Here is a 24,494-nt window from a genome sequence, read left to right on the forward strand (position 1 = left end):
CGTACGCTGTTACACCAAGCCGCAAAGAGTGTCGCCATGAATCTCGCTGTAATCCAGATGGTTAGCCAGGACGACGTGCAAACCAACCTGCGTCTGGCTCGCCGTATGCTGGAGCGTGCCGCGCAGGGCGGTGCGCGCCTCGCCGTGCTGCCCGAAAACTTCGCTGCCATGGGTCGCCGCGACCTGGCTGCCATCGGCCGCGCCGAAGCATTGGGCGAGGGGCCGATCCTGCCCTGGTTGAAACGCGCTGCTCGTGACCTCAGTTTATGGATAGTGGCTGGCACTTTGCCGCTGCCTCCGGACGATGATGCCGACGGCAAACCGCATGCCTGCTCACTGCTGATCGATGATCAGGGTGAGCGTGTGGCCCGTTACGACAAGCTGCACCTGTTCGATGTCGATGTCGCCGACAACCGTGGTCGTTATCGCGAGTCCGACGATTTCGCCCATGGCCAGCGCGTCGTGGTGGCCGACACCCCCGTGGGGCGTCTGGGGCTGACGGTGTGTTACGACCTGCGCTTCCCTGAGCTGTTCGGTGCGCTGCGTGAAGCTGGCGCCGAGCTGATCAGCGTGCCGGCAGCGTTCACTGCGGTGACCGGTGCCGCGCATTGGCAGGTCTTGACCCGCGCCCGCGCCATCGAAACTCAATGCTATGTACTGGCGGCCGGGCAGGGTGGCGAGCACCCCGGTCAGCGTCTGACGTTCGGCCACTCGGCGATCATCGACCCATGGGGTCAGGTGCTGGCCGAGCAGGATCAGGGTGAAGGGGCCTTGCTGGCTCCCCGCGATGCCGCCGAGCAGGCGAACATTCGCCAACGCATGCCGGTGCAGCAGCACCGCCGAATCTTTTCATCGGACGTACCCCGTCCGATCGTTGTGGAGTGACCATGAACACGATGTTGCAATCCGTCAGCGAGCATCTGCTTGCCCCCGGTAACCTGACGCTCGATAGCCTCGGCAGCGTGCTGGGCGAAGTCGCTGGGCCGGGGATCGATGCCGCCGATCTGTACTTTCAAAGCCAGGTTTCGGAAACCTGGGTGCTGGAGGACGGCATCGTCAAGGAGGGCAGCTTCAATCTCGATCAGGGCGTTGGTGTGCGCGCCCAGTCGGGCGAGAAGACCGGTTTTGCCTACAGCAACGCGATCAGCCTCGATGCGCTTACGCAGGCCGCACAGGCCGCGCGTTCGATCTCGCGTGCTGGCCAGCAGGGCCGTGTGCAGGCTTTCGTCAGCCCGCAGGTGACCCAGCTGTATGCCGAAGGCAACCCACTGGACGTCATGGGGCGCGCCGAGAAGGTTGAATTGCTGCAGCGTATCGACCGCGCAACGCGCGCGCTCGATCCACGTATCAAACAGGTCACCGTGAGCCTGGCCGGCGTCTGGGATCGTATCCTGGTCGCCGCCCACGACGGCAGCCTCAGCGCCGATATCCGCCCGCTGGTGCGCTTCAATGTCAGCGTCATCGTCGAGCAGAACGGGCGCCGCGAGCGCGGTGGCCATGGCGGTGGCGGACGTACCGACTACCGCTATTTTCTCGATGAAGACCGCGCCATGGGCTACGCCCGCGAGGCGCTGCGCCAGGCGCTGGTCAATCTGGAGGCCATCGCTGCCCCCGCTGGCAGCATGCCAGTGGTGATGGGTGCCGGCTGGTCCGGCGTGCTGCTGCACGAAGCGGTCGGCCACGGCCTGGAAGGCGACTTCAACCGCAAGGGCAGTTCGGCCTACAGCGGCCAGGTCGGCCAGAAGGTCGCTTCCAGCCTCTGCACCATCGTCGACGACGGCACTCTGGCCGGACGACGCGGCTCGCTGAGTGTCGACGACGAAGGCACGCCGACCCAATGCACCACGCTGATCGAGAACGGCGTGCTCAAGGGTTACATGCAGGACAAGCTCAATGCCCGCCTGATGGGCGTGGCCGCCACCGGCAACGGGCGTCGCGAGTCCTACGCGCACCTGCCGATGCCGCGCATGACCAATACCTACATGCTGGCTGGCGAGAGCGATCCGGAGGAAATCATACGTTCGGTGAAGAAGGGCATCTACTGCGCCAACCTTGGCGGCGGCCAGGTGGACATCACCAGTGGCAAGTTCGTGTTCTCTACCAGTGAGGCCTACCTGATCGAGGACGGCAAGATCACGGCGCCGGTCAAAGGCGCCACCTTGATTGGCAACGGCCCGGAGGCCATGAGCCGGGTGTCCATGGTCGGCAATGACCTGGCCCTGGATAGTGGCGTCGGCACCTGCGGCAAAGACGGTCAGTCGGTGCCGGTCGGTGTCGGTCAGCCGACGCTGAAGATCGACGCGATCACTGTCGGCGGCACTGGTGCGTAGGGCCGACAACAGTAGGGTGCGCCGTGCGCACCAGCGGCTGGCGAAGAGTCGGTGCGCATGGCGCACCCTAGGGTCAGCGCAATCCGCGGTGGATTTCGTCGAGCTCGCGGATGTACTTGAACACCTTGCGCGCCGCAGCCGGCGGCTTGTTGCGCGCGGCTTCGTGCTGAGCATGACGAACCAGGCCGCGCAGGTGCTGGACGTCAGCGTCGGGGTAGAGCTCGACGAAGCTTTCCAGCGCGCTGTCGCCTTCGGCGATCAGGCGGTCACGCCAGCGTTCGAGGGCATGGAAGCGTTCGTTGTACTCGCGGGTGGAGCTGTCCACCTGGTCGAGCATGGCGACGATCGCGTCGACATCCTGTTCGCGCATCAGCTTGCCGATGAACTGGATGTGGCGTTTGCGCGCGGCATTGGCGGTATGTTTCGGCGCTTCGGCGAGCGCGCGGCGTAGGGCATCGGTCAGTGGCATCTTGGCCAGCAGATCCGCCTTGAGCGTGGTCAGTCGTTCGCCAAGGTCCTGCAGGGCATGCAGTTCGCGTTTGACCTGGGATTTGCTCTTCTCCAGGGAGAAGTCGTCGTAGGAATCAGACATGGGGTGGGTCCAGAGGGAAACGCCGCCATGATAGCAGTAACCGTGACTGCCGGCCCGCGGGCGGGCAGTCGAGAGCAGGCCTTGGGTTTCGTTCAAAGAGTGCCTGCGCCAAGAGAATCGGGAGTGGTTATGAGTGAAGTAGAACGCATCGGGCCGCAGGCCTTGCCTGTGCTGCAAGAGCAGGTCGAGGCCATTCTTGCCGAAGCCAGGCGCCAGGGTGCCAGTGCCTGCGAGGTGGCGGTATCGGCTGGTCAGGGGCTGTCCACCACGGTGCGCCAAGGCGAAGTGGAGACCGTCGAATTCAATCGCGACCAGGGTTTCGGCATCACCCTGTATGTGGGCCAGCGCAAGGGCTCGGCCAGCACCTCGGCCACCGGTAGCGAGGCCATTCGTGAGACCGTGGCGGCGGCCCTGGCGATTGCCAAACACACCAGCGAGGACGAGTGCGCCGGCCTGGCCGATGCTGCGCTGATGGCGCGCGAGCTGCCTGAGCTCGATCTCTATCACCCCTGGTCGATCACCCCGGAGCAGGCGGTGGAGCAGGCGCTGGCCTGCGAAGCCGCGGCTTTCGCGGCTGACAAGCGGATCAAGAACGCCGATGGCACCAGCCTCAACACCCATCAAGGTTGCCGCGTATACGGCAACAGCCACGGCTTCGTCGGCGGTTACGCCAGCACCCGCCATAGCCTGAGCTGCGTGGTGATTGCCGAGGGTGAAGGGCAGATGCAGCGCGACTACTGGTATGACGTCAATCGTCAAGGCGAACTGCTGGCTGATGCCAAGGGTATCGGCCAGCGCGCCGCTGAGCGTGCGGTCAGCCGTCTTGGTGCGCGCCCGGTGCCGACTTGCGAGGTGCCGGTGCTGTTCGCCGCCGAGCTGGCCGGTGGGCTGTTCAGCCACCTGCTGGCGGCGATTTCGGGTGGCAACCTGTATCGCCAGTCCTCCTTCCTCGAAGGTGCCCTCGGCCAGCGCTTGTTCCCCGAATGGCTGACCCTCGACGAACGTCCGCACCTGCCGCGCGCACTGGGTAGCGCGACCTTCGATGGCGATGGCCTGGCCACCTACGCCAAGCCGTTCGTGGAAAATGGCGAGCTGGTGTCCTACGTGCTCGGCACCTATTCCGGGCGCAAGCTGGGTTTGCCGAGCACCGCCAACTCCGGCGGTGTGCACAACCTGTTCGTCACCCATGGCGATGAAGATCAGCAGGCGCTGATCCGTCGCATGGGTCGTGGCCTATTGGTCACCGAACTGATGGGGCAGGGCTTGAACCTGGTTACCGGTGACTATTCCCGTGGCGCGGCGGGCTTCTGGGTCGAGAACGGCGAGATCCAGTTCCCGGTGCAGGAGGTAACCATCGCCGGCAATCTGCGCGACATGTTCCGTCAGGTCGTTGCAGTCGGTCGTGACCTCGAGCGTCGCGGCAATATCTGCACCGGCTCGGTGCTGATCGAGAAGATGACCGTCGCCGGTAGCTGAGTGCCGCCATGCTCTGACAGTAAGTAACGCGCGGCCTTGCGGGCCGCGCGTATCCCGCAAGCTGCGGCCTGCCTCAGGCGAGGGCGGAGCAGTTTCTGTCTGAAAGTCCACATACTCTGTGTATTGATTATTTTTCTCAAAAGAGAATAAATATCATTTCATTGATAGGTGGACGCCCATGTTCTATCCCTTCTTCACACCTTGCTTGAACTGCTGGCATTGGCAGGGCTTTCTCGTGCGCTGCGCTCTACGGCCCGATGAACCCCGCCTGCTCGATTTCCACGAATGGCACGGGCGGCAACTGGTGGAGCGCGGCCGGCTGGACGCCTGGCGGGTCTCGCGCATCACGTTGGAACTGCTACTCGACACCGCCTGTGACCCGGCATTGCCCTGGCATTGGCGTGCCCTCTGCCTGGATCGTGCCTACCGGCCCCTGCGGGTCATGCAGCAACAGGCCAACGATCTTCCTCGTCAGCGCAGCCTGAACCTCCTGCTCAATCGTCTGGCGACCCTGCGCCTGCAACCCTCCCTCTCATTCCATGAATCGGCACAAGGACATTCCTATGAGTGACACCCGCGGTGACTTCCGTATCGAGCGCGACAGCATGGGCGAACTGCAGGTGCCGAGCACGGCGCTCTATGGTGCGCAGACCCAGCGCGCGGTCAACAACTTCCCGGTGTCCGGGCAGCGCATGCCGGCGCCCTTCATCCGTGCGCTGATTTTGGCCAAGGCCGCTGCCGCGCGGGCCAACGTCGAGTTGCAGCAACTCGACCCAGCCATGGGCGATGCCATCGTTGCGGCCTGCCAGCAGTTGCTCGAAGGCGACTTCATGGCGCATTTCCCGGTGGATGTGTTCCAGACCGGCTCCGGTACCAGTTCCAACATGAACGCCAACGAGGTGATCGCCACCCTGGCCAGCCGCATCCTTGGCGACCAGGTCAGCGCCAACGATCACGTCAATTGCGGCCAGAGCAGCAATGACATCATTCCCACCACCATTCACGTCAGTGCCGCCATCGAGTTGCATGAACGCCTGCTGCCGGCGCTCGGTCATCTGCTCAAGGTGCTGTGCGACAAGTCGCTGGAGGTTCAGCCCTACATCAAGACCGGCCGCACGCACCTGATGGATGCCATGCCGGTGCGCATGAGCCAGGTGCTGGACGGTTGGGGGCAGCAGATTCAGGCCAATATCGAGCACCTGCGCGCACTGCAGCCGAGCCTCCAGGCGTTGGCCCAGGGCGGCACCGCGGTGGGTACCGGAATCAACGCCCATCCTCGCTTCGCTGAGCAGTTCTGCCGTGAACTGGGCGGCCTGACCGGCGTGAACTTCACCACCGCGGGCAACTTCTTCGCGCTGATCGGCTCGCAGGACACCGCTGTGGCCGTCTCTGGGCAGCTCAAGACCACGGCTGTTTCGCTGATGAAGATCGCCAACGACCTGCGCTGGATGAACTCGGGGCCGCTAGCGGGGCTGGCGGAGATCGAACTGGAGGCCCTCCAGCCTGGCTCCTCGATCATGCCGGGCAAGGTCAATCCGGTGATCCCCGAGGCGGCGGCCATGGTCGCGGCGCAGGTGATCGGCAACGACGCGGCCATCGCCATCGCCGGACAGTCCGGCAACTTCGAACTGAACGTGATGCTGCCGCTGATCGCCGACAACCTGCTCTACAGCATGCAACTGCTGAGCAATGTCTGTCACCTGTTGGCCGACCGCGCCATCGCCAGCTTCAAGGTCAACCAGCCCAAGCTCAGGGAGGCGCTGGAGCGCAATCCGATCCTGGTCACGGCGCTGAATCCGCTGATCGGCTATCTCAAGGCCGCCGACATCGCCAAGCAGGCCTACAGCGAGGGCCGGCCGATCATCGAGGTGGCGCTGGAGCACACCGATCTGTCGCGAGCGCAGCTCGAGCAACTGCTCAACCCGGAAAAACTCACCGAAGGCGGCCTCTGAGCCGCTTTCTTTCGGCGTCTGTTCACGAGCCAGGTTCGGCCATGCAGCCAGCGCGCGTTATTGGCACGCGCAGGTCGAGGCGGCAGAGCGTGGAAAGGCTCTCATCAGGAGGTCTGTCATGGAGCACTGGAAAACCACCATCGAAGCCGGTAACCGCTGTTTCTCCGAGGGCGACTGGGTACGGGCTCGCGAGCTCTACCTGCAGGCGCTGGCAGAGGCTCAGGTGATGTTCGGGCGCTGGCCTGATCACAACATGGCGGTGGCGGCCTTTGTGATTTCTCATCACAACCTGGCCGATCTGCACCTGGCGCTGGGGCAACCGGAGGAAGCCGCGGAAAACCTCTGCGCCAGCCACGAGCGCCTGCTCCAGACCCTGGCCGACAGCCAGCGGCCGCAGGCGCTGCGCGAGATCGCCCTGCACCACAGCCGCCGTACCTACGTGGAGCTGTTGCAGTTCATCAGCGAGCACGGTGCTTTCCCGCGCACCGACCGCTTGCTTGGCGCTTCGCAGCGCCATGCCTGGCAACGACCCACCGTCAATCCAGCCGGTCATGGCCGCTACTATCACTGAAGGAGAACGCTCATGCCTCATCGCCTGCCGCCACTGCCTTACGCCTACGATGCCCTGGAACCGCATATCGATGCGCAGACCATGGAAATCCACTACAGCAAGCACCATCAGACCTACATAAACAATCTGAACACGGCACTGGAGGGAACGTCCTATGCAGAAGTACCGGTGGAAGACCTGCTGATCCGCCTGGACGAGATGCCGCCAAGCCTGCACGCGGCATTGATCAACCAGGGCGGGGGACACGCCAACCACACACTGTTCTGGACGGTCATGTCGCCTTCCGGAGGGGGCGAGCCCGCTGGCGAACTGGCAGTGGCGATCGATGCCGAACTGGGTGGTTTTGCGGCGTTCAAGGAGGCCTTTACCAAAGCCGCGCTGAGCCGTTTCGGCAGCGGCTGGGCATGGCTCAGCGTGACGCCGCAGAGGACATTGGTAGTGGAAAGCAGCGCCAACCAGGACAGCCCATTGATGCATGGCAACACACCGATCCTGGGGCTGGACGTCTGGGAGCATGCCTACTACCTGCGCTACCAGAACCGCCGGCCGGAATACATCGGCGCCTTCTACAACGTCATCGACTGGGACGAAGTGGCGCGCCGATACCGACAGGCCCTGAGCTGAACAGGCGGATAGCGAACACGATGCGAACCTTGCTCACTTCCTTGCCCGGCCTCAATGGCCGGGCTTTGCGCTATCTGCTCGGCGGCGTGATTGTGCTGTGTGGCAGTCTGCTGCTGTTCATCCAGGTTGCCGTGCTGATCGACCAGACGGTTCAGCCACAATTGCTACGGGCATTGCAGGGCGGCTTGCTGTGCGCCACCGGTACAGCGGTCGGCGCCTTGCCGGTGCTGTTCATGGGCGAACTGTCCGGGCGCTGGCGCGATAGGCTGCTGGGCTTCGGTGGCGGTGTGATGCTGGCAGCGACGGTGTTCTCCCTGCTGGTACCGGCGCTCGAGGTGGCCGGTGAGCAGGGTTTCACGGCCTGGGGCGCCGGGGCTCTGGCCAGCATTGGCCTGCTGCTGGGCGTCGCCGCCCTGCTGGGGTTGGGCCGCGTGCTGGCGCAACGGCAGAGCGTCGGCGCGGCCGAACTGCAACGGGGCGCTCTGGCGCCTGGCACACTGCTGTTCGTCATCGCCATCATGTTGCACAACGTACCCGAGGGCATGGCGGTTGGCGTGGCAGCGGGAGCGGGCTTGAGTGGCGCCGATGGCCTGGCGATCGGCATCGCCCTGCAGGATGTACCGGAAGGCCTGATCGTCGCCCTGGTGCTGGCCAGTGCCGGGATGGGACGCGGCAAGGCGGTACTGATCGGTGCGGCGTCAGGCCTGGTCGAACCGCTGTTCGCGGTGCTCTGCGCCTGGCTGGTCGGGGTTTCGCACATGCTGTTGCCCTGGGGGCTGGCGCTGGCTGCGGGGGCGATGCTGTTCGCGGTGATCCACGAAATCATTCCCGAAGCACATGGCAGTGGTCATGCCGGCGATGCCAGTCTGGCGCTGGTGCTGGGCTTCTGTCTGATGATGGTGCTGGATACGGCCTTGGCGTAGCGGGAGACGTGCACACCGCCCTCCAAGACTTTCTACTCACCTTCGTCGAAGTAATTCTCGATCAGGCCGACCAGTGCAGCGAGCGCCTCGTGATCCTGCTCGCCTTCGGTCAGCAGGTGCACATTGGTGCCCTTGCCGGCAGCCAGCATCATCACCGCCATGATGCTCTTGCCGTCTACCAGGCTTTCGGCACTGCGGCCGATGCGCACCTGGCAAGGGTAGGTGCTCGCTACACCGACGAACTTGGCTGCAGCACGGGCATGCAGACCAAGTTTGTTGATGATGGTGATTTCACGTGCTGGCATCGCGGCAGGATTCCTTAGCTGAGGTCGCGGTGACGCACCTGGACGTTCTTCAGCGAGTCTTTGAGTGCCTGGCTCAGGCGGTTGGCCAGGTACACCGAGCGGTGGTGACCACCGGTGCAGCCAATGGCGATGGTCACATAGGCGCGGTTGCTGGCGGCGAAGCGTGGCAGCCATTTTTCCAGGTAGGCGAGGATGTCCTGATACATCTCCTCGACCTCCGGTTGCGCGGCCAGGTAGTCGATCACTGGTTGATCCAGCCCGGAGTGGTCGCGCAGTTCCGGCTTCCAGTAGGGATTGGGCAGGCAGCGGGCATCGAACACCAGGTCGGCGTCCACCGGCATGCCACGTTTGAAGCCGAAGGATTCGACGAGAAAGGCGGTGCCGGTCTGCGTCTGGCCCAGCAGGCGTAGCTTGAGCGTGTCGCGCAACTGGTAGAGATTCAGGCGGGTGGTGTCGATCTTCAGATCGGCCCGGTCGGTGATCGGTGCCAGCAGCTGGCTTTCGTAAGCAATGGCCTCGGCCAGCGAGCGGTTGTCGTTGGTCAGCGGGTGACGTCTGCGGGTTTCGGAAAAGCGCTTGAGCAGGGTTTCGTCTTCGGCATCGAGATACAGCACGTCGCAGCGGATGTTGCGCTTGCGCACTTCGTCGAGCAGTTCCGGGAAGCGTTTGAGCTGGCTCAGCAGGTTGCGCGCATCGATGGAGACCGCCACCTGTGGCAGCAGCATGTCGCTATGCGGCAGGAAACGCTCGGCAAGATCCGGCAGCAGGCCGGCCGGCAGGTTGTCGATGCAGTAGAAACCGTTGTCCTCAAGTACATCGAGGGCGGTGCTCTTACCCGAGCCCGAGCGACCGCTGACGATGATCAGGCGCATGTTTATTGACCGTTCTGAATGTCCACGACGACCTGATAGAGATCTTCGCCGCTGTTGGCCTGGCGCAGACGTTCACGTACATCCTGGCGATCGAGCATGCTGGCGATCTGGCGCAGCAGTTCGAGGTGGGCATCGGTGGCCGCCTCCGGCACCAGAAGCACGAACAGCAGATCGACCGGCACGCCGTCGATGGCGTCGAAGTCGACTGCCGTCTCCAGGTGCAGGACCGCACTGATCGGGGCACTGCAGCCAGCCAGGCGGCAGTGGGGAATGGCAATGCCGTTGCCGAAGCCGGTAGAGCCGAGCTTCTCGCGGGCGATGAGGCTTTCGAATATGTCCTGGGCATCCAGGTCGGGTAGATCGCGCGCAACCAGGTTGGCGATCTGTTCGAGCACGCGTTTCTTGCTGCCGCCCGGCACGTTCACCAGGGAACGGCCGGGGGTCAGGATATTTTCAAGTCGGATCATGGATAGGGAATGTTAGCGGGCCGTAGCGCCTTGCAGGCGTTCGAGCTGCTTTTCCTTGTGCTTGATGAGTTGACGGTCGAGTTTATCGGCCAACAGGTCGATGGCAGCGTACATATCCTGGTGTTCGGCGTTGGCGACCACTTCGCCGCCGGCGATGTGCAGGGTGGCTTCGATCTTCTGCTTGAGTTTTTCGACCTCCATGGTCACCTGTACGTTGGTGATCTTGTCGAAGTGGCGTTCCAGTCGGCCCAGTTTCTCGCCGATATAGTCACGCAGGGCGTCGGTCACATCCAGCTGATGTCCACTGATGTTGACTTGCATACCGCTTTCTCCTTGTTGCCTTGTGTAAGAGACGGGTCTGGTTCGACCCGCCGCCGGAACACGTTGGCCTGAAGGCCTGAGGCCTTCAGTCGATCTGGCCTACATCAGTCGCTTGCGCTCACTCGAGGGCGCTATGCCGAGGGACTCGCGATACTTGGCGACCGTCCGACGGGCGACTTGGATGCCTTGTGCCTCCAGTAAACCAGCGATCTTGCTGTCGCTCAACGGCTTTTTCGCGTTTTCTGCTGCAACCAGTTTTTTGATGATCGCGCGGATCGCGGTGGACGAGCATTCGCCGCCTTCGGAGGTGCTGACGTGGCTGGAGAAGAAATATTTCAGCTCGTAAATGCCACGTGGGGTGTGCATGAATTTCTGCGTGGTAACGCGTGAAATCGTCGACTCGTGCATACCCACCGCTTCGGCGATGTCGTGCAGCACCAGAGGCTTCATCGCCTCGTCGCCGTAGTCGAGGAAGCCACGCTGGTGTTCGACGATCTGCGTGGCCACCTTCATCAGCGTTTCGTTGCGGCTCTGCAGGCTCTTGATGAACCAGCGGGCCTCCTGCAACTGGTTGCGCATGAAGGTGTTGTCGGCGCTGGAATCGGCGCGTTTGACGAAGCCGGCATACTGCGGGTTGACGCGCAGGCGCGGCATCGCCTCCTGATTCAGTTCCACCAGCCAGCGTTCGTTGTGCTTGCGCACGATCACGTCGGGCACGACGTATTCCGGCTCACTGGATTCGATCTGCGAACCCGGACGCGGATTGAGGCGCTGGATCAGGTCGATGACCTGGCGCAGTTCGTCTTCCTTGAGCTTGGTGCGGCGCATCAGCTGGGCGTAATCGCGGCTGCCGAGCAGTTCTAGGTAGTCGCCGACCACGCGCTGGGTTTCGTTCAGCCAGGGGGTGTTGGCGGGCAGCTGGCGCAGTTGCAGCAGCAGGCACTCGCGCAGGTCGCGGGCGCCGATACCGGCGGGTTCGAACTGCTGGATGCGGTGCAGCACCACTTCCACTTCATCCAGTTCGACATCCAGCTCGGGGTCGAAGGATTCGGTCACTTCCTCGAGGGTTTCTTCGAGGTAGCCGTCATTGTTGATGCAGTCGATCAGGGTCGCTGCGATCAGGCGATCCTTGTCCGACATGGGCGCCAGGTTCAGTTGCCAGAGCAGGTGGCTGTGCAGGCTCTCGCCGCTGGAGGTGCGAGTGGTGAAATCCCACTCGTCATCATCGTTGCTGGGCAGGCTGCTGGCGCTGGTCTGGTAGATGTCTTCCCAGGCGGTGTCGACTGGCAACTCGTTGGGAATGCGCTCGCCCCACTCGCCTTCTTCCAGGTTATCCACAGTCGGGGTGGTTTCCTGGTAGCTGTCTTCCTTGCTCGGGGCAGGGGCGGCGCTTTCGGCGCCATCAGCCATAGGATCGCTGTTGTCGAAGTCGTCGCCTTCTTCCTGGCGCTCGAGCATGGGATTGGACTCCAGCGCCTCCTGGATTTCCTGTTGCAGGTCCAGGGTAGACAGTTGGAGGAGGCGGATAGCCTGTTGCAGCTGCGGGGTCATCGTCAGCTGCTGGCCCATCTTGAGGACTAGCGATGGTTTCATTGCAGACCTTAATTTACTGGCGAGTTACGCCTTCCACATCAGGGCGCCGAAGCGCCGCCAGGAAGCAAATTATATGCCTGAATTTCTCGTTTTTGCCTAGGGGTTGCAATATTTCTGTAGCGAAATAGCGGGCGACCTACAGGCGGAACTCGTGGCCCAGGTATACCTCTTTCACCGTCTGGTTGGCGAGGATGGTCTCGGCGTCACCTTCGGCGATCAGTTGTCCATCGTTGACGATGTAGGCGGTCTCGCAGATGTCCAGGGTTTCGCGCACGTTGTGATCAGTGATCAGGATGCCGATGCCCTTGGTCTTGAGGTGATGGATGATCTGCTTGATATCTCCGACGGAGATCGGGTCGACCCCGGCAAAGGGTTCGTCGAGCAGGATGAACTTGGGGTTGGTGGCCAGCGCGCGAGCAATCTCCACGCGGCGTCGCTCACCGCCGGACAGGCTCATGCCGAGGCTGTCGGCGATATGGTGGATATGGAATTCCTGCAGCAGGCTTTCCAGTTCCGCCTGGCGCCCGGCGCGGTCCAAGTCCTTGCGCGTTTCGAGGATGGCCATGATGTTGTCGGTCACCGACAGCTTGCGGAAGATCGAGGCTTCCTGCGGCAGGTAGCCGATGCCGGCGCGCGCGCGGCCATGCATGGGCTGATGACTGACGTCGAGGTCGTCGATCAGTACGCGGCCCTGGTCGGCGCGTACCAGGCCGACGATCATGTAGAAGCAGGTGGTCTTGCCGGCGCCGTTGGGGCCGAGCAGACCGACGATCTGACCGCTTTCGATGCTCAGGCTGACGTCACGCACGACCTGACGGCTCTTGTAGCTTTTCGCCAGGTGTTGGGCTTTGAGAATGGCCATTACTGCTGCTGATCCGCGGGTTTGTTCTTCGGTTGGATGACCATGTCGATACGCGGGCGCGGCGTGCTGACGTTGCCGCCTGTTGCGCGGCCGGCGTTGACGATCTGGCGGCGGGTGTCATAGACGATCTTCTCGCCTTCGAAGGTATTGCCTTCCTGAATCACCTTGGCCTGGTCGATCAGTACGATGCGCTCATTGCTGGCGAAGTACTGGATGGTCTTGCCGTAGGCCTTGACGATGTCCTTGTCCACGGCTGGCTTCTGCTCGTAGTACGCCAGGTTGCCCACCGAGGTGAAGACGTCGATATCGCCGCTGGCGGTCTGGGTGATGGTGACGGTGTCGCCCGTGATCTTCAGGGTGCCCTGAGTGATGATCACATCGCCGCGGTAGACGGCTACACCTTGCCGATCATCCAGTTCGGCGCTGTCGGCCTGGATGCGGATCGGTTGATCGCGATCCGATGGCAGTGCCCAGGCAGCCGCGCTTCCCAATGCGGCGCCGAGGCTGAGAATCAGGGGGAGGGTATTAACGAACCTCATGCTGGCCTCTTACGTTGGACTGCAGGAGCATCCTGCCGTCATTCAAGTACGCTTTCATTCCTTGTGCCGTGGTCACCCCGTTGGCCGCGACGATTCTAACGGCTTGCTCGGTCTGCGCATATTCCTTGTCAGGAATAACCGTCATGCGGCTGCTGGTGATAACGGTGGGGCGGTTCTTGGCGTCGGTGCGGGCGATGCGCACGTCGTCGATCAGTTCTACCTCGACGCCGCCAGGCGAGACTTCGGCACGCTGGCTGGTGACCTCCCAGGGCAGTTCGGTGCCGCGATAGAGCTCCAGCTTGGGGGCTTCGATCAGGGTGATGTCGGTGCTTTTGATGTGCTCGAGCTTGTCCGCGGTCATGCGGTAGTGCAGTTTGCCTTCATCCTGGAACTGCACGGTGCGCGCGCCCACTGCATAGAAGTCAACGACGTTGTCGTCGTTGGTCCGCTGGGCTTGGCGTGCGCTGTCCGGGGCAAGGTTCCAGTAACCGAGTGCGGCCACGACGACTGCAATCAGAGCAAAGATCAGGGTGTTGAGGATTTTACGCGGCATGCTGTTCTCTACAGGTAGGCGGCCTGGGCCGCATCCAGTGTGCCCTGGGCACGCATGATCAGTTCGCAGAATTCCCGTGCCGCACCGTCGCCGCCGCGTGCCTGGGTTACGCCATGGGCGTGCTGGCGGACGAAGCTGTCGGCGCTGGCCACGGCCATGCCCAATCCGACACGGCGAATGACTGGAAGGTCCGGCAAGTCGTCGCCAAGATAAGCGACCTGTTCATAGCTTAGGCCGAGTTCGGCGAGCAGGCCGTCGAGTACCACCAGTTTGTCCTCGCGGCCCTGGAACAGGTGCTGGATACCAAGGTTGTTGGCGCGGCGCTCGACCACGGGTGTCTTGCGTCCGCTGATGATGGCGGTGCGCACGCCCGAATTGATCAGCATCTTGATGCCGTGGCCGTCGAGCGTGTTGAACGTCTTGAATTCGCTGCCGTCTTCGAGGAAGTACAGGCGGCCGTCGGTAAGCACGCCGTCGACGTCGAAGATCGCCAGTTTGATGGCGCGGGCGCGTTGCAGCAGGTCGTTCATCACATTACTCCGGCGCGCAGCAGGTCGTGCATGTTCAGTGCACCGACCGGCTTGTCTTGGTCATCGACCACCACCAGAGCGCTGATCTTGTGGTCTTCCATGATCTTCAGGGCCTCGGCTGCGAGCATTTCGGCGCGAGCGGTCTTGCCGTGCGGGGTCATCACCTCGTCGATCAGCGCCTGGCGCACGTCGATGCCCTTGTCCAGGGTGCGGCGCAGATCGCCGTCGGTGAAGATGCCGGCCAGGCGGCCATCGTCTTCCATCACCACGGTCATGCCCAGGCCTTTTTGGGTCATTTCCAGCAGCGCGTCACGCAGGCTGGTGCCGCGCTTGACCTGAGGCAGGCTTTCGCCGCTGTGCATCACATTCTCTACCTTGAGCAGCAGGCGTCGGCCAAGGGCGCCGCCCGGATGGGAGAAGGCGAAGTCTTCGGCGGTGAAGCCGCGCGCTTCCAGCAGGGCGATGGCCAGTGCGTCGCCCAGTACCAGGCTGGCGGTGGTCGAGGAGGTCGGCGCCAGGTTCAGTGGGCAGGCTTCCTGCGAGACGCGTGCATCGAGATTGACCTCGGCGGCCTTGGCCAATGGAGAATCCGGGTTGCCGGTCATGCTGATCAGGCGGATGCCGAGGCGTTTGATCAGCGGCAGCAGGGTGACGATCTCGGCGGTCGAGCCCGAGTTCGAGAGCGCCAGGACGATGTCGTCCTTGGTGATCATGCCCATGTCGCCATGGCTGGCTTCTGCCGGGTGGACGAAGAAAGAGGTGGTGCCAGTGCTGGCCAGGGTCGCAGCAATCTTGTTGCCGATATGCCCGGACTTGCCCATGCCGACCACGACCACACGTCCCTTGCAGCTGAGAATCAGCTCGCAGGCCTTGATGAAATCGGCATCGATGCGGGGCAATAGCTCCTGTACCGCTTCAAGTTCGAGGCGGATGGTACGCTGCGCGGAATCAATCAGGTCGCGGGTCTGGTTCATGCTGGGCAAGGCTGTCGGGCGAAAAAAGACGAGGATTATAACGGGAAAAGCTTGTCGTGCTCACCTTTGCCGTATGCAGGGCAGTGCCGAAGCTGTCGCAAGTCTGAACGCTGCGCCGTGGTGCTATTGGGCGAGATGTTCGGCAAATGCTATAGTTCGCGGCCATTTTGGCCCCTCTGGCTGGCGCGTGTCCTCGCTTCTGGAGGCGGCGTCTGCCAGGAAGGCCTGATTTTCAAGGAGTTCAGATGAGCGCCGAGCACGAGTACGCGATCGAGTTGCAGGGCGTGAGCTTTCAGCGCGGCGCGCGGTCGATTTTCGACAAGGTCGATATCCGCATACCGCGTGGCAAGGTGACCGGTATCATGGGGCCCTCCGGCTGCGGCAAGACCACGCTGCTACGCCTGATTGCCGCTGAGCTGCGTCCTTCGGCCGGTGATGTTCGTGTGGCGGGCGTCAGCCTGCCCAAGCTGTCGCGCGACGAGCTGTTTGACATGCGCAAGCAGATGGGCGTGCTGTTTCAGAGCGGTGCACTGTTCACCGACCTCGATGTGTTCGAGAACGTGGCCTTTCCGCTGCGTGTGCATACCCAACTGCCGGAAGAAATGATCCGCGACATCGTCCTGATGAAGTTGCAGGCCGTTGGCCTGCGCGGAGCTCTGGAGCTGATGCCGGACGAGTTGTCTGGGGGCATGAAGCGTCGTGTCGCGCTGGCCCGAGCCATTGCACTCGATCCGCAGATTCTGCTGTATGACGAGCCTTTCGTTGGTCAGGACCCCATCGCCATGGGGGTTCTGGTGCGCCTGATCCGCCTGCTCAACGATGCGCTGGGGATCACCAGTGTGGTGGTTTCTCACGATCTTGCAGAAACCGCCAGCATCGCCGACTACATCTATGTCGTCGGTGATGCACAGGTGCTGGGGCAGGGCACGCCGGCCGAGTTGATGGAGTCGGATAACCCGCGCATTCGCCAGTTCATGAAGGGCATCCCGGATGGTCCGGTGCCGTTTCATTTTCCAGCGCCGGACTACCGCGAAGATCTGTTGGGGAGAGGTTGATGCGCAGAATTTCACCGCTCGAACGGCTGCGCCTGTTCGGTCGTGCGGGTATCGATGTGGTCGCGACCCTGGGGCGCTCTGTCCTGTTTCTGGTCAGCGCTCTGTTCGGGCGCAGCCGCGCCGGCAAGCCTTTGCAACTGTTGATCAAGCAACTGTTCGCGGTTGGCGTGATGTCGCTGGCGATCATCATCGTGTCCGGCATTTTCATCGGCATGGTGCTGGCCCTGCAGGGCTACAACATTCTGGTCAGCTATGGCTCCGAGCAGGCTGTGGGGCAGATGGTCGCCCTGACCCTGCTGCGTGAACTGGGCCCGGTAGTCACCGCGCTGCTGTTCGCCGGTCGCGCCGGTTCCGCGTTGACCGCCGAAATCGGCAACATGAAGTCCACCGAGCAGCTTTCCAGTCTGGAGATGATCGGCGTCGACCCGCTGAAGTACATCGTCGCGCCGCGGCTGTGGGCCGGCTTCATCTCCATGCCGCTGCTGGCGATGATCTTCTGCGTGGTCGGCATCTGGGGGGCGGCGATGGTCGCCGTGGATTGGCTGGGGGTCTACGAAGGCTCGTTCTGGTCGAACATGCAGAACAGTGTTTCCTTTTATGACGACGTACTCAATGGCGTGATCAAGAGCATCGTCTTCGCCTTCGTGGTGACTTGGATCGCCGTGTTCCAGGGCTACGACTGCGAGCCCACTTCCGAAGGCATCAGCCGTGCGACCACGCGCACCGTGGTGTACGCCTCGCTGGCCGTACTTGGCCTGGATTTCATTCTGACCGCTTTGATGTTTGGAGATTTCTGATGCAAAACCGCACGCTGGAGATTGGTGTCGGCCTGTTCCTCATGGCCGGTGTGCTGGCCCTGCTGCTGCTGGCCCTGCGCGTCAGCGGCCTGAGCGTCGGTAGCGCTGGCGATACCTACAAGGTCTACGCCTACTTCGACAACATCGCCGGGCTGACCGTGCGCGCCAAGGTCACCATGGCCGGCGTGAGCATCGGCAAGGTCACTGCGATCGATCTGGACCGTGACAGTTACATGGGCCGGGTGACCCTGGAGCTCGATGGCGGCGTCAATAACCTGCCTGAGGATTCCACCGCGTCGATCCTGACCGCGGGGCTGCTCGGTGAGAAATACATCGGCATCAGCGTTGGTGGTGACGAGGAGGTGCTCAAGGACGGCAGCACCATCCACGACACGCAGTCCTCGCTGGTGCTGGAAGACCTGATTGGCAAATTCCTGCTCAATTCGGTCAATAAAGATGAAGCCAATTGATGAGGGCTCCTGACATGTTCAAAACCGTGCGTAATTCCCTGCTGGCGTTGCTGGCTGCCATGCCGCTGCTGGCCGTCGCTGCACCAAGCGCCCATGACGTGGTGCAGCAGACCACCGAAACCCTGCTGGCTGATCTGAAGGCCAACAAGGAGCAGTACCGCAACAATCCCAATGCCTTCTACGACTCGCTCAACGAGATTCTCGGCCCAGTTGTGGATGTCGATGGCATCGCCCGTGGCGTGATGACCGTGCGCTATTCGCGTCAGGCTTCGCCTGAGCAGATGAGTCGCTTTCAGGAGAACTTCAAGCGTAGCCTGATGCAGTTCTATGGCAATGCCCTGCTCGAGTACAACAATCAGGACATTCGCGTGCTGCCAGCCAGCGGCAGGGCCGAGGGCGAGCGCACCTCGGTCGGCATGGAAATTCGCGATGGCAAGGGCGTGGTCTACCCGCTGTCCTACACCATGGTGTCGATCGATGGTGGCTGGAAGTTGCGTAACGTGGTGATCAACGGCATCAACGTCGGCAAGCTGTTCCGTGATCAGTTCGCCCAGTCCATGCAGAACAACCGCAATGACCTCGACAAGGTCATCGACACCTGGGCTGACACAGTCGCCAGGGCGCGTCAGGCTCGAGGCGAATCGTGAGTCAGGCGAGCATCAGCGAGCGCGCTGCTGGGCAATTGCAGCTCAGCGGTGTGCTCGATTACAGCACCGGGCCGCTGCTGCGTGAGCAGGGCGCGCGCCTGATCGCCGCCAGCAGCGCGACGCGTCTGGCGCTCGACTGCAGCGCAGTGGAAAAGTCCAGCAGCGTCGGCCTGGCGCTGCTGCTGGCGTTCATGCGCGATGCGCGCAAGGCCGGGCGTGAGCTGACGATTAGCGCGCTGCCCGACGACATGCGCGAGATCGCCCAGGTCAGCGGCTTGCTGGAGTTGCTGCCGCTGCAAGCGTGAACCGTTTCCCGTCGTTCCGTCAGTGCCGGTGCTGGCGGGGTTCGCAGGCGGGAGGCTTTTTTGTATGATGGCCGACCCGCGGGCTCAGGTGCCCGAATGCGTCAGTCGAGGTCGAGCATGCAGGCTGCAGAAGTAAAAAGCCTCCTAGAGGAAAAACTCCCGAATACCCAGGTGGAAGTCGAAGGCGAAGGCTGCAACTTCCAGCTCAACCTGATCAGCGACGAACTGGCCGCCCTCAGCCCGGTCAAGCGTCAGCAGCAGATCTATGCCCACCTCAATGCCTGGATCGCTGATGGCAGCATCCACGCCGTGACCATGAAATTCTTCAGCCAGGCCGATTGGGCTGCGCGTTCCTGAGCCTGCGGGCGACGAGATTCCTATGGATAAACTGATCATTACCGGCGGCGCTCGCCTCGATGGCGAAATCCGCATTTCCGGTGCGAAGAACTCTGCTTTGCCGATTCTGGCAGCCACCCTGTTGGGCGACGCCCCCGTCACCATCTGCAACCTGCCGCACCTGCATGACATCACCACCATGATCGAACTGTTCGGTCGCATGGGCATCGAGCCGGTGATCGACGAGAAGCTGGCGGTGGAAGTTGACGCCCGCGCCATTAAGACCCTGGTCGCGCCTTACGAACTGGTAAAAACCATGCGCGCCTCGATTCTGGTGCTCGGCCCCATGGTCGCGCGTTTCGGTGAGGCCGAAGTGGCGCTGCCGGGCGGCTGCGCCATCGGTTCGCGTCCGGTCGATCTGCACATACGTGGCCTGGAGGCCATGGGCGCGATCATCGATGTCGAAGGCGGCTACATCAAGGCCAAGGCGCCGGAAGGTGGCCTGCGTGGTGCGCACTTCTTCTTCGATGTGGTCAGCGTGACCGGCACCGAGAACATCATGATGGCCGCGACCCTGGCCAAGGGCCGCAGCGTGCTGGAAAACGCCGCGCGTGAGCCTGAGGTGGTCGATCTGGCCAATTGCCTGATCGCCATGGGCGCGAAGATCCAGGGTGCCGGTACCGACACCATCATCATCGACGGCGTCGAGCGTCTGCATGGCGCGCGTTTCAACGTCATGCCCGACCGTATCGAGACCGGTACCTACCTGGTGGCCGCTGCCGTTACCGGTGGTCGAGTCAAGGTCAAGGACGCCGATCCTTCGACTTTGGAGGCCGTGCTGGCCAAGCTGCAGGAAGCAGGCGCCGAAATCACCACCGGTCCGGACTGGATCGAGCTGGACATGAAGGGCAAGCGCCCCAAGGCCGTCAACCTGCGTACCGCTCCATACCCGGCGTTCCCCACCGATATGCAGGCGCAGTTCATCGCCCTGAATGCGGTAGCCGAAGGCACCGGCACCATCATCGAAACCGTGTTCGAAAACCGCTTCATGCACGTCTACGAGATGCTGCGCATGGGCGCCAGCATCCTGGTCGAAGGCAATACGGCCGTGGTTACCGGTGTCGACAAGCTCAAGGGCGCGCCGGTGATGGCCACCGACCTGCGTGCATCGGCGAGCCTGGTGCTGGCCGCGCTGGTGGCCGAGGGCGATACGCTGATCGACCGCATCTACCACATCGACCGTGGTTACGAGTGCATCGAAGAGAAGCTGCAACTGCTCGGCGCCAAGATCCGCCGCGTACCGGGCTAAGCCGCCGTTGTCGTAGGGCCGCTCCCTGTCGGAGCGGCCGCTTCCGTTCAAGGAAACCGTTTCATGCTGACCATCGCCCTGTCCAAAGGCCGCATTCTTGATGACACCCTGCCGTTGCTGGCCGCGGCGGGCATCGAGCCGACCGAGAACCCGGACAAGAGCCGCAAGCTGATCATCCCGACCACTCAGGATGACGTGCGCCTGCTGATCGTGCGTGCTACCGACGTGCCGACCTATGTCGAGCATGGCGCGGCCGACCTGGGTGTCGCCGGCAAGGACGTACTGATGGAATACGGCGGCCAGGGCATCTACGAGCCGCTGGATCTGCAGATCGCCAAGTGCAAGCTGATGACGGCTGGCAAGGTCGGCGCGCCGGAGCCGAAAGGGCGCCTGCGCGTGGCCACCAAGTTCGTCAACGTCGCCAAGCGCTACTACGCCGAGCAGGGCCGTCAGGTCGACATCATCAAGCTGTACGGCTCGATGGAACTGGCGCCGCTGGTGGGCCTGGCGGACAAGATCATCGATGTGGTCGACACCGGCAACACCCTGCGTGCCAACGGCCTGGAACCGCAGGAGCTGATCGCCACCATCAGCTCGCGCCTGATCGTCAACAAGGCCTCGATGAAGATGCAGCACGCGCGCATCCAGTCCTTGATCGATACCCTGCGTGGCGCCATTGAGGCGCGACACCAAGGCTGATTCCTCACCGCGACGTCTGGTCGCGGCAGCCTATCCGTGTCATAGCCATTTTTCTTGGGTGCCCGCACGGTGGGCTTGCTACATTAGGGCACCTCTAAAAACGCCATTTAATGAGGTTTCGCTATGACCGCACCCGTTGCCATCCGCCGACTCAACGCTGCCGACACGGACTTCGCGCGTCATCTGGATCATCTGCTGTCCTGGGAAAGCGTCTCCGACGATGGCGTCAACCAGCGCGTGCTGGAAATCATCCAGGCCGTGCGCGAGCGTGGTGATGCCGCCCTGGTCGAGTACACCCAGCGTTTCGATGGCCTGGAAGTCGCCTCCATGGCCGACCTGATCCTGCCGCGCGAGCGTCTGGAACTGGCCCTGACCCGTATCAGCGCCGAGCAGCGTCAGGCTCTCGAAGTGGCCGCCGAGCGCGTGCGCAGCTACCACGAGAAGCAGAAGCAGGATTCCTGGCGCTACACCGAAGCAGACGGCACCGTGCTGGGGCAGAAGGTCACTCCGCTGGACCGTGCTGGACTCTACGTGCCGGGCGGCAAGGCCTCCTATCCGTCCTCGGTATTGATGAACGCGATTCCTGCCAAGGTCGCCGGCGTACCCGAGGTAGTGATGGTGGTGCCGACCCCGCGCGGTGAGATCAACGAACTGGTGCTGGCCGCTGCCGCCATCGCTGGTGTCGACCGCGTGTTCACCATCGGCGGCGCCCAGGCCGTCGCTGCGCTGGCCTATGGCACCGAGAGCGTGCCGCCGGTGGACAAGATCGTCGGCCCCGGCAACATCTACGTGGCCACCGCCAAGCGCCATGTGTTCGGCAAGGTGGGTATCGACATGATCGCCGGCCCCTCGGAGATCCTCGTGGTCTGTGATGGTCAGACCGATCCGGACTGGATCGCCATGGACCTGTTCTCCCAGGCCGAGCACGACGAAGACGCCCAGTCGATCCTGGTCAGCCCGGATGCTGACTTCCTCGATCGCGTCGCCGAGAGCATCGCCAAGTTGCTACCGACCATGGAGCGTGCCGAGATCATCCGCACCTCGCTGGAAGGCCGTGGCGCCTTGATCCAGGTAGCGGACATGGCGCAGGCCATCATCGTTGCCAACCGCATCGCGCCGGAGCACCTGGAGCTGTCGGTGGCCGACCCGGAGGCCTGGTTGCCCGAGATTCGCCACGCCGGCGCGATCTTCATGGGCCGTTACACCGCAGAAGCCTTGGGCGATTACGTGGCCGGCCCGAATCACGTGTTGCCGACCTCCGGTACCGCGCGTTTTTCTTCGCCGCTGGGGGTGTACGACTTCCAGAAGCGCTCGTCGATCATCTTCTGCTCGCCGGATGGCGCGTCGGAGCTGGGCAAGAGCGCCTCGGTGCTGGCCCGTGGCGAGTCGCTGACCGCGCATGCGCGCAGCGCCGAGTACCGCATCAAGCCATAGGCCAGTCCGAACCTGTAGGAGCCAGTTCGCTGGCGAGCCGCGCCTGAAAGCATCGCCGGCAAGCCGGCTCCTACATCAAGCAGATCGAACCATTTCGAGGAGAGAAGGGCAGATGAGCAAATTCTGGAGCCCCTTCGTCAAGGACCTGGTGCCTTACGTACCGGGCGAGCAGCCCAAGCTGAGCAAGCTGGTCAAGCTCAATACCAACGAGAACCCCTACGGCCCCTCGCCCAAGGCCATCGCCGCCATGCAGGCCGAGGTCAACGATGACCTGCGCCTGTACCCCGACCCCAATGGTGACCGGCTGAAGCAGGCGGTGGCCGACTACTACGGTGTACAGACCAGCCAGGTGTTCGTCGGCAATGGCTCCGACGAGGTGTTGGCACATGCGTTCCATGGCCTGTTCCAGCACGACGCGCCGCTGCTGTTCCCGGACATCAGCTACAGCTTCTATCCGGTTTATTGCGGCCTGTACGGTATAGAGCAGCAGCAGGTGCCGCTGGACGAGCAGTTTCAGATCCGCGTGGAGGATTATGCTCGGCCCAATGGCGGCATCATCTTCCCCAACCCCAATGCGCCGACCGGCTGTCTGCTGCCGCTCGAGGCCATCGAGCGCCTGCTGCAAGGCAGCCCGGATTCGGTAGTGCTGGTAGACGAGGCCTATATCGACTTCGGCGGTCAGACCGCCATCGCCTTGGTCGACAAATACCCCAACCTGCTGGTCACCCAGACCCTGTCCAAGTCGCGCTCCCTGGCGGGCTTACGCGTAGGCATCGCGGTTGGTCATCCAGACCTGATCGAGGCGCTGGAGCGGATCAAGAACAGCTTCAACTCCTATCCGCTCGATCGCATGGCCATCGCGGGTGCTGCGGCGGCGTTCGAGGATCGCGCTTATTTCGAGAAAACCTGCCAGCAGGTGATCGAGAGCCGTGAGGTAGTTGTCGCCGGTCTACAGGGGCTGGGCTTCGAGGTGCTGCCTTCGGCGGCGAACTTCGTCTTCGCCCGTCATCCGGACAAGGATGCTGCGACTCTGGCAGCCGGGCTGCGCGAGCAGGGGGTGATCGTGCGTCACTTCAAGCAACAGCGCATCGCCCAGTTCCTGCGTATCACCATCGGCACCCCGGAGCAGAACCAGGCCCTGCTGGACGCCCTGCAAGGCCTTTGATCCAGGCGGCTCTGAAGAGAGCCGGTGGCGCGTCAGCGTCACCGGCTTTTTTCATGGCACAGAGGGGGATTACTCGTGGTGCGGCTGGCCAAGGAAGGTCAGCGAGGTGAACAGGCCGCGGCTCTCGATATTCGGGTCGTTCTCCACCGGTACATAGACCGAGGCGCTGATGATGTTCAGTGCCTCGTTGCGCACCGTTACCTGGGCGCGGCCCTCGGCATCGGTTACCGCGCTGACCTGATGCGGTGCGCCGCGATAGTCGCCGACCAGCTCGACGCCTGCCATCGGCTTGCCGTCCACCAGCACGCGCACCGGCAGCGGCTTGCCGGGGCCGACCTTGAGCGGATCGACTTGCGGAACGATGACCAGTTTCAGCGGCTCGAGGTCGGGCAGCTTGGCGCCCTCGCTGTAGATCGCCAGGCTGTACTTGTAGGTGTGCAGCGACTGGGTCGAGTTCGTCACCTGGCTGCGGCCCTGGTTGATCCATTGGCCTTCCGGGGTCTTCGACCAGGCGCCATTGTCCAGGGCCACGCCGAGCACCGCGGGTTTCTTCAAGGGGTGCAGGCGGGCATGGTCAGACAGGCGTTCGACCGTCACCGGAATCATTCGACCTGCCGCGTCATAGGCCCAGGCGCCACTGATCTTCTCCGCCTTGAAGGCATCGTCCTCGGCGCCGTGGCCGTAGACGACTTCGATATTGCCGCGGCGCTCTTCGGTCCAGAGGCCGTGGGCGAGAGCGCTGCTGCTGGCGAACAGGCCGGCGAGAAGCAGGTAGGCAGGAATACGCATGTGA

30 protein-coding genes are annotated in these 24,494 nt (G+C 62.9%); 18 read left to right on the forward strand and 12 right to left on the reverse strand.

Annotation, left to right across the window (positions count from 1 at the left end; all coding sequences use genetic code 11):
• Nucleotides 1-36 precede the first annotated feature (36 nt).
• Both BLS08_RS16115 and tldD read left to right on the forward strand, forming a co-directional pair.
• Entirely contained in the window at nucleotides 37-885 is an 849-nt protein-coding gene (locus BLS08_RS16115; protein ID WP_055983992.1) for a carbon-nitrogen hydrolase family protein, read from the forward strand.
• 2 nt (nucleotides 886-887) lie between these two features.
• Nucleotides 888-2,330, forward strand: coding sequence for a metalloprotease TldD (tldD, locus tag BLS08_RS16120; protein ID WP_055983988.1), 1,443 nt, complete (start codon nucleotides 888-890; stop codon nucleotides 2,328-2,330).
• A 73-nt stretch (nucleotides 2,331-2,403) separates the two neighbouring features.
• Here the strand turns inward: tldD and yjgA are convergent, their stop codons facing one another.
• Nucleotides 2,404-2,922 (reverse strand): ribosome biogenesis factor YjgA, encoded by a 519-nt coding sequence (yjgA, locus tag BLS08_RS16125; RefSeq protein ID WP_055983985.1) that lies wholly within the window; start codon nucleotides 2,920-2,922, stop codon nucleotides 2,404-2,406.
• Nucleotides 2,923-3,051: 129 nt separating this feature from the next.
• On the opposite strand from yjgA, the gene pmbA reads away from it, so the two are divergent.
• From pmbA to BLS08_RS16155, 6 genes are all read left to right on the forward strand, one after another.
• On the forward strand, nucleotides 3,052-4,398 hold the full coding sequence (gene pmbA, locus BLS08_RS16130; RefSeq protein WP_090336896.1) for a metalloprotease PmbA: 1,347 nt from the start codon (nucleotides 3,052-3,054) through the stop codon (nucleotides 4,396-4,398).
• Between the two features lie 178 nt (nucleotides 4,399-4,576).
• A complete protein-coding gene (locus BLS08_RS16135; protein WP_045734129.1) occupies nucleotides 4,577-4,969 on the forward strand; it encodes a hypothetical protein in 393 nt (130 codons plus the stop codon).
• On the forward strand, nucleotides 4,962-6,350 hold the full coding sequence (locus BLS08_RS16140; protein ID WP_090336898.1) for a class II fumarate hydratase: 1,389 nt from the start codon (nucleotides 4,962-4,964) through the stop codon (nucleotides 6,348-6,350). Before BLS08_RS16135 ends, BLS08_RS16140 begins: the two co-directional genes overlap by 8 nt.
• Nucleotides 6,351-6,468: 118 nt before the next feature.
• On the forward strand, nucleotides 6,469-6,921 hold the full coding sequence (locus BLS08_RS16145) for a tetratricopeptide repeat protein (protein WP_045734130.1): 453 nt from the start codon (nucleotides 6,469-6,471) through the stop codon (nucleotides 6,919-6,921).
• Nucleotides 6,922-6,933: 12 nt separating this feature from the next.
• Nucleotides 6,934-7,545, forward strand: coding sequence for a superoxide dismutase (locus BLS08_RS16150; protein ID WP_045734131.1), 612 nt, complete (start codon nucleotides 6,934-6,936; stop codon nucleotides 7,543-7,545).
• Nucleotides 7,546-7,565: 20 nt separating this feature from the next.
• A complete protein-coding gene (locus BLS08_RS16155) occupies nucleotides 7,566-8,468 on the forward strand; it encodes a ZIP family metal transporter (RefSeq protein ID WP_055983974.1) in 903 nt (300 codons plus the stop codon).
• Between the two features lie 32 nt (nucleotides 8,469-8,500).
• Here BLS08_RS16155 and BLS08_RS16160 read toward each other — a convergent pair whose 3' ends face one another.
• The 10 genes from BLS08_RS16160 to BLS08_RS16205 all read right to left on the reverse strand — a co-directional run bounded on the left by BLS08_RS16160 (nucleotide 8,501) and on the right by BLS08_RS16205 (nucleotide 15,484).
• Nucleotides 8,501-8,773, reverse strand: coding sequence for an HPr family phosphocarrier protein (locus tag BLS08_RS16160; protein ID WP_021488067.1), 273 nt, complete (start codon nucleotides 8,771-8,773; stop codon nucleotides 8,501-8,503).
• 14 nt (nucleotides 8,774-8,787) lie between these two features.
• Complete coding sequence (gene rapZ / locus BLS08_RS16165; RefSeq protein ID WP_017678919.1) at nucleotides 8,788-9,645, reverse strand: RNase adapter RapZ; 858 nt, start codon at nucleotides 9,643-9,645, stop codon at nucleotides 8,788-8,790.
• A 2-nt stretch (nucleotides 9,646-9,647) separates the two neighbouring features.
• A complete protein-coding gene (ptsN, locus tag BLS08_RS16170) occupies nucleotides 9,648-10,112 on the reverse strand; it encodes a PTS IIA-like nitrogen regulatory protein PtsN (RefSeq protein ID WP_021488068.1) in 465 nt (154 codons plus the stop codon).
• A gap of 12 nt (nucleotides 10,113-10,124) precedes the next feature.
• Nucleotides 10,125-10,433, reverse strand: a complete 309-nt coding sequence (gene hpf, locus BLS08_RS16175; RefSeq protein ID WP_003459233.1) for a ribosome hibernation-promoting factor, HPF/YfiA family — start codon at nucleotides 10,431-10,433, stop codon at nucleotides 10,125-10,127.
• Between the two features lie 99 nt (nucleotides 10,434-10,532).
• Nucleotides 10,533-12,026, reverse strand: coding sequence for an RNA polymerase factor sigma-54 (locus tag BLS08_RS16180; RefSeq protein ID WP_045734133.1), 1,494 nt, complete (start codon nucleotides 12,024-12,026; stop codon nucleotides 10,533-10,535).
• Between the two features lie 136 nt (nucleotides 12,027-12,162).
• Nucleotides 12,163-12,888, reverse strand: a complete 726-nt coding sequence (gene lptB / locus BLS08_RS16185; protein WP_003459236.1) for an LPS export ABC transporter ATP-binding protein — start codon at nucleotides 12,886-12,888, stop codon at nucleotides 12,163-12,165.
• Complete coding sequence (gene lptA, locus BLS08_RS16190) at nucleotides 12,888-13,427, reverse strand: lipopolysaccharide transport periplasmic protein LptA (RefSeq protein ID WP_021488070.1); 540 nt, start codon at nucleotides 13,425-13,427, stop codon at nucleotides 12,888-12,890. Before lptA ends, lptB begins: the two co-directional genes overlap by 1 nt.
• The gene (lptC, locus tag BLS08_RS16195; RefSeq protein ID WP_055983971.1) at nucleotides 13,414-13,980 is read right to left on the reverse strand and encodes an LPS export ABC transporter periplasmic protein LptC; all 567 of its coding nucleotides are present in this window, start codon (nucleotides 13,978-13,980) and stop codon (nucleotides 13,414-13,416) included. The genes lptA and lptC overlap by 14 nt, the downstream gene beginning before the upstream one ends.
• 8 nt (nucleotides 13,981-13,988) lie before the next feature.
• Entirely contained in the window at nucleotides 13,989-14,510 is a 522-nt protein-coding gene (locus BLS08_RS16200; RefSeq protein ID WP_021488072.1) for a KdsC family phosphatase, read from the reverse strand.
• The gene (locus BLS08_RS16205) at nucleotides 14,510-15,484 is read right to left on the reverse strand and encodes a KpsF/GutQ family sugar-phosphate isomerase (RefSeq protein WP_059390502.1); all 975 of its coding nucleotides are present in this window, start codon (nucleotides 15,482-15,484) and stop codon (nucleotides 14,510-14,512) included. Before BLS08_RS16205 ends, BLS08_RS16200 begins: the two co-directional genes overlap by 1 nt.
• A 245-nt stretch (nucleotides 15,485-15,729) precedes the next feature.
• Here BLS08_RS16205 and BLS08_RS16210 point away from each other — a divergent pair, with 245 nt between their 5' ends.
• The 10 genes from BLS08_RS16210 to hisC all read left to right on the forward strand — a co-directional run bounded on the left by BLS08_RS16210 (nucleotide 15,730) and on the right by hisC (nucleotide 23,701).
• Nucleotides 15,730-16,539, forward strand: a complete 810-nt coding sequence (locus BLS08_RS16210) for an ATP-binding cassette domain-containing protein (protein WP_021488074.1) — start codon at nucleotides 15,730-15,732, stop codon at nucleotides 16,537-16,539.
• A complete protein-coding gene (mlaE, locus tag BLS08_RS16215; RefSeq protein ID WP_021488075.1) occupies nucleotides 16,539-17,336 on the forward strand; it encodes a lipid asymmetry maintenance ABC transporter permease subunit MlaE in 798 nt (265 codons plus the stop codon). The genes BLS08_RS16210 and mlaE overlap by 1 nt, the downstream gene beginning before the upstream one ends.
• Entirely contained in the window at nucleotides 17,336-17,806 is a 471-nt protein-coding gene (mlaD, locus tag BLS08_RS16220) for an outer membrane lipid asymmetry maintenance protein MlaD (protein WP_017678927.1), read from the forward strand. The genes mlaE and mlaD overlap by 1 nt, the downstream gene beginning before the upstream one ends.
• Before the next feature lie 14 nt (nucleotides 17,807-17,820).
• Nucleotides 17,821-18,453 carry an MlaC/ttg2D family ABC transporter substrate-binding protein gene (locus BLS08_RS16225; RefSeq protein WP_055983968.1) on the forward strand — a complete coding sequence of 211 codons (633 nt, stop codon included), beginning with the start codon at nucleotides 17,821-17,823 and terminating at the stop codon, nucleotides 18,451-18,453.
• Nucleotides 18,450-18,758 (forward strand): STAS domain-containing protein, encoded by a 309-nt coding sequence (locus BLS08_RS16230; protein WP_021488077.1) that lies wholly within the window; start codon nucleotides 18,450-18,452, stop codon nucleotides 18,756-18,758. The genes BLS08_RS16225 and BLS08_RS16230 overlap by 4 nt, the downstream gene beginning before the upstream one ends.
• 117 nt (nucleotides 18,759-18,875) lie before the next feature.
• The gene (locus BLS08_RS16235; RefSeq protein WP_003459267.1) at nucleotides 18,876-19,115 is read left to right on the forward strand and encodes a BolA family protein; all 240 of its coding nucleotides are present in this window, start codon (nucleotides 18,876-18,878) and stop codon (nucleotides 19,113-19,115) included.
• 22 nt (nucleotides 19,116-19,137) lie between these two features.
• Nucleotides 19,138-20,403 (forward strand): UDP-N-acetylglucosamine 1-carboxyvinyltransferase, encoded by a 1,266-nt coding sequence (gene murA / locus BLS08_RS16240; protein WP_021488078.1) that lies wholly within the window; start codon nucleotides 19,138-19,140, stop codon nucleotides 20,401-20,403.
• Nucleotides 20,404-20,466: 63 nt separating this feature from the next.
• Nucleotides 20,467-21,102: an ATP phosphoribosyltransferase gene (gene hisG / locus BLS08_RS16245; RefSeq protein WP_017678932.1), complete on the forward strand. Its 636-nt coding sequence runs from the start codon at nucleotides 20,467-20,469 to the stop codon at nucleotides 21,100-21,102.
• A 123-nt stretch (nucleotides 21,103-21,225) separates the two neighbouring features.
• On the forward strand, nucleotides 21,226-22,536 hold the full coding sequence (hisD, locus tag BLS08_RS16250; protein ID WP_090336900.1) for a histidinol dehydrogenase: 1,311 nt from the start codon (nucleotides 21,226-21,228) through the stop codon (nucleotides 22,534-22,536).
• A gap of 112 nt (nucleotides 22,537-22,648) precedes the next feature.
• A complete protein-coding gene (gene hisC, locus BLS08_RS16255) occupies nucleotides 22,649-23,701 on the forward strand; it encodes a histidinol-phosphate transaminase (RefSeq protein ID WP_090336902.1) in 1,053 nt (350 codons plus the stop codon).
• A 69-nt stretch (nucleotides 23,702-23,770) separates the two neighbouring features.
• On the opposite strand, the gene BLS08_RS16260 is transcribed toward hisC, so the two are convergent.
• Nucleotides 23,771-24,490: a DUF4198 domain-containing protein gene (locus BLS08_RS16260; protein WP_064494064.1), complete on the reverse strand. Its 720-nt coding sequence runs from the start codon at nucleotides 24,488-24,490 to the stop codon at nucleotides 23,771-23,773.
• Between the last annotated feature and the right edge of the window lie 4 nt (nucleotides 24,491-24,494).

Origin of the sequence: Ectopseudomonas chengduensis (assembly GCF_900102635.1) — a bacterium.
In the GTDB taxonomy this organism is placed as follows: Bacteria; Pseudomonadota; Gammaproteobacteria; order Pseudomonadales; family Pseudomonadaceae; genus Aquipseudomonas; species Aquipseudomonas chengduensis.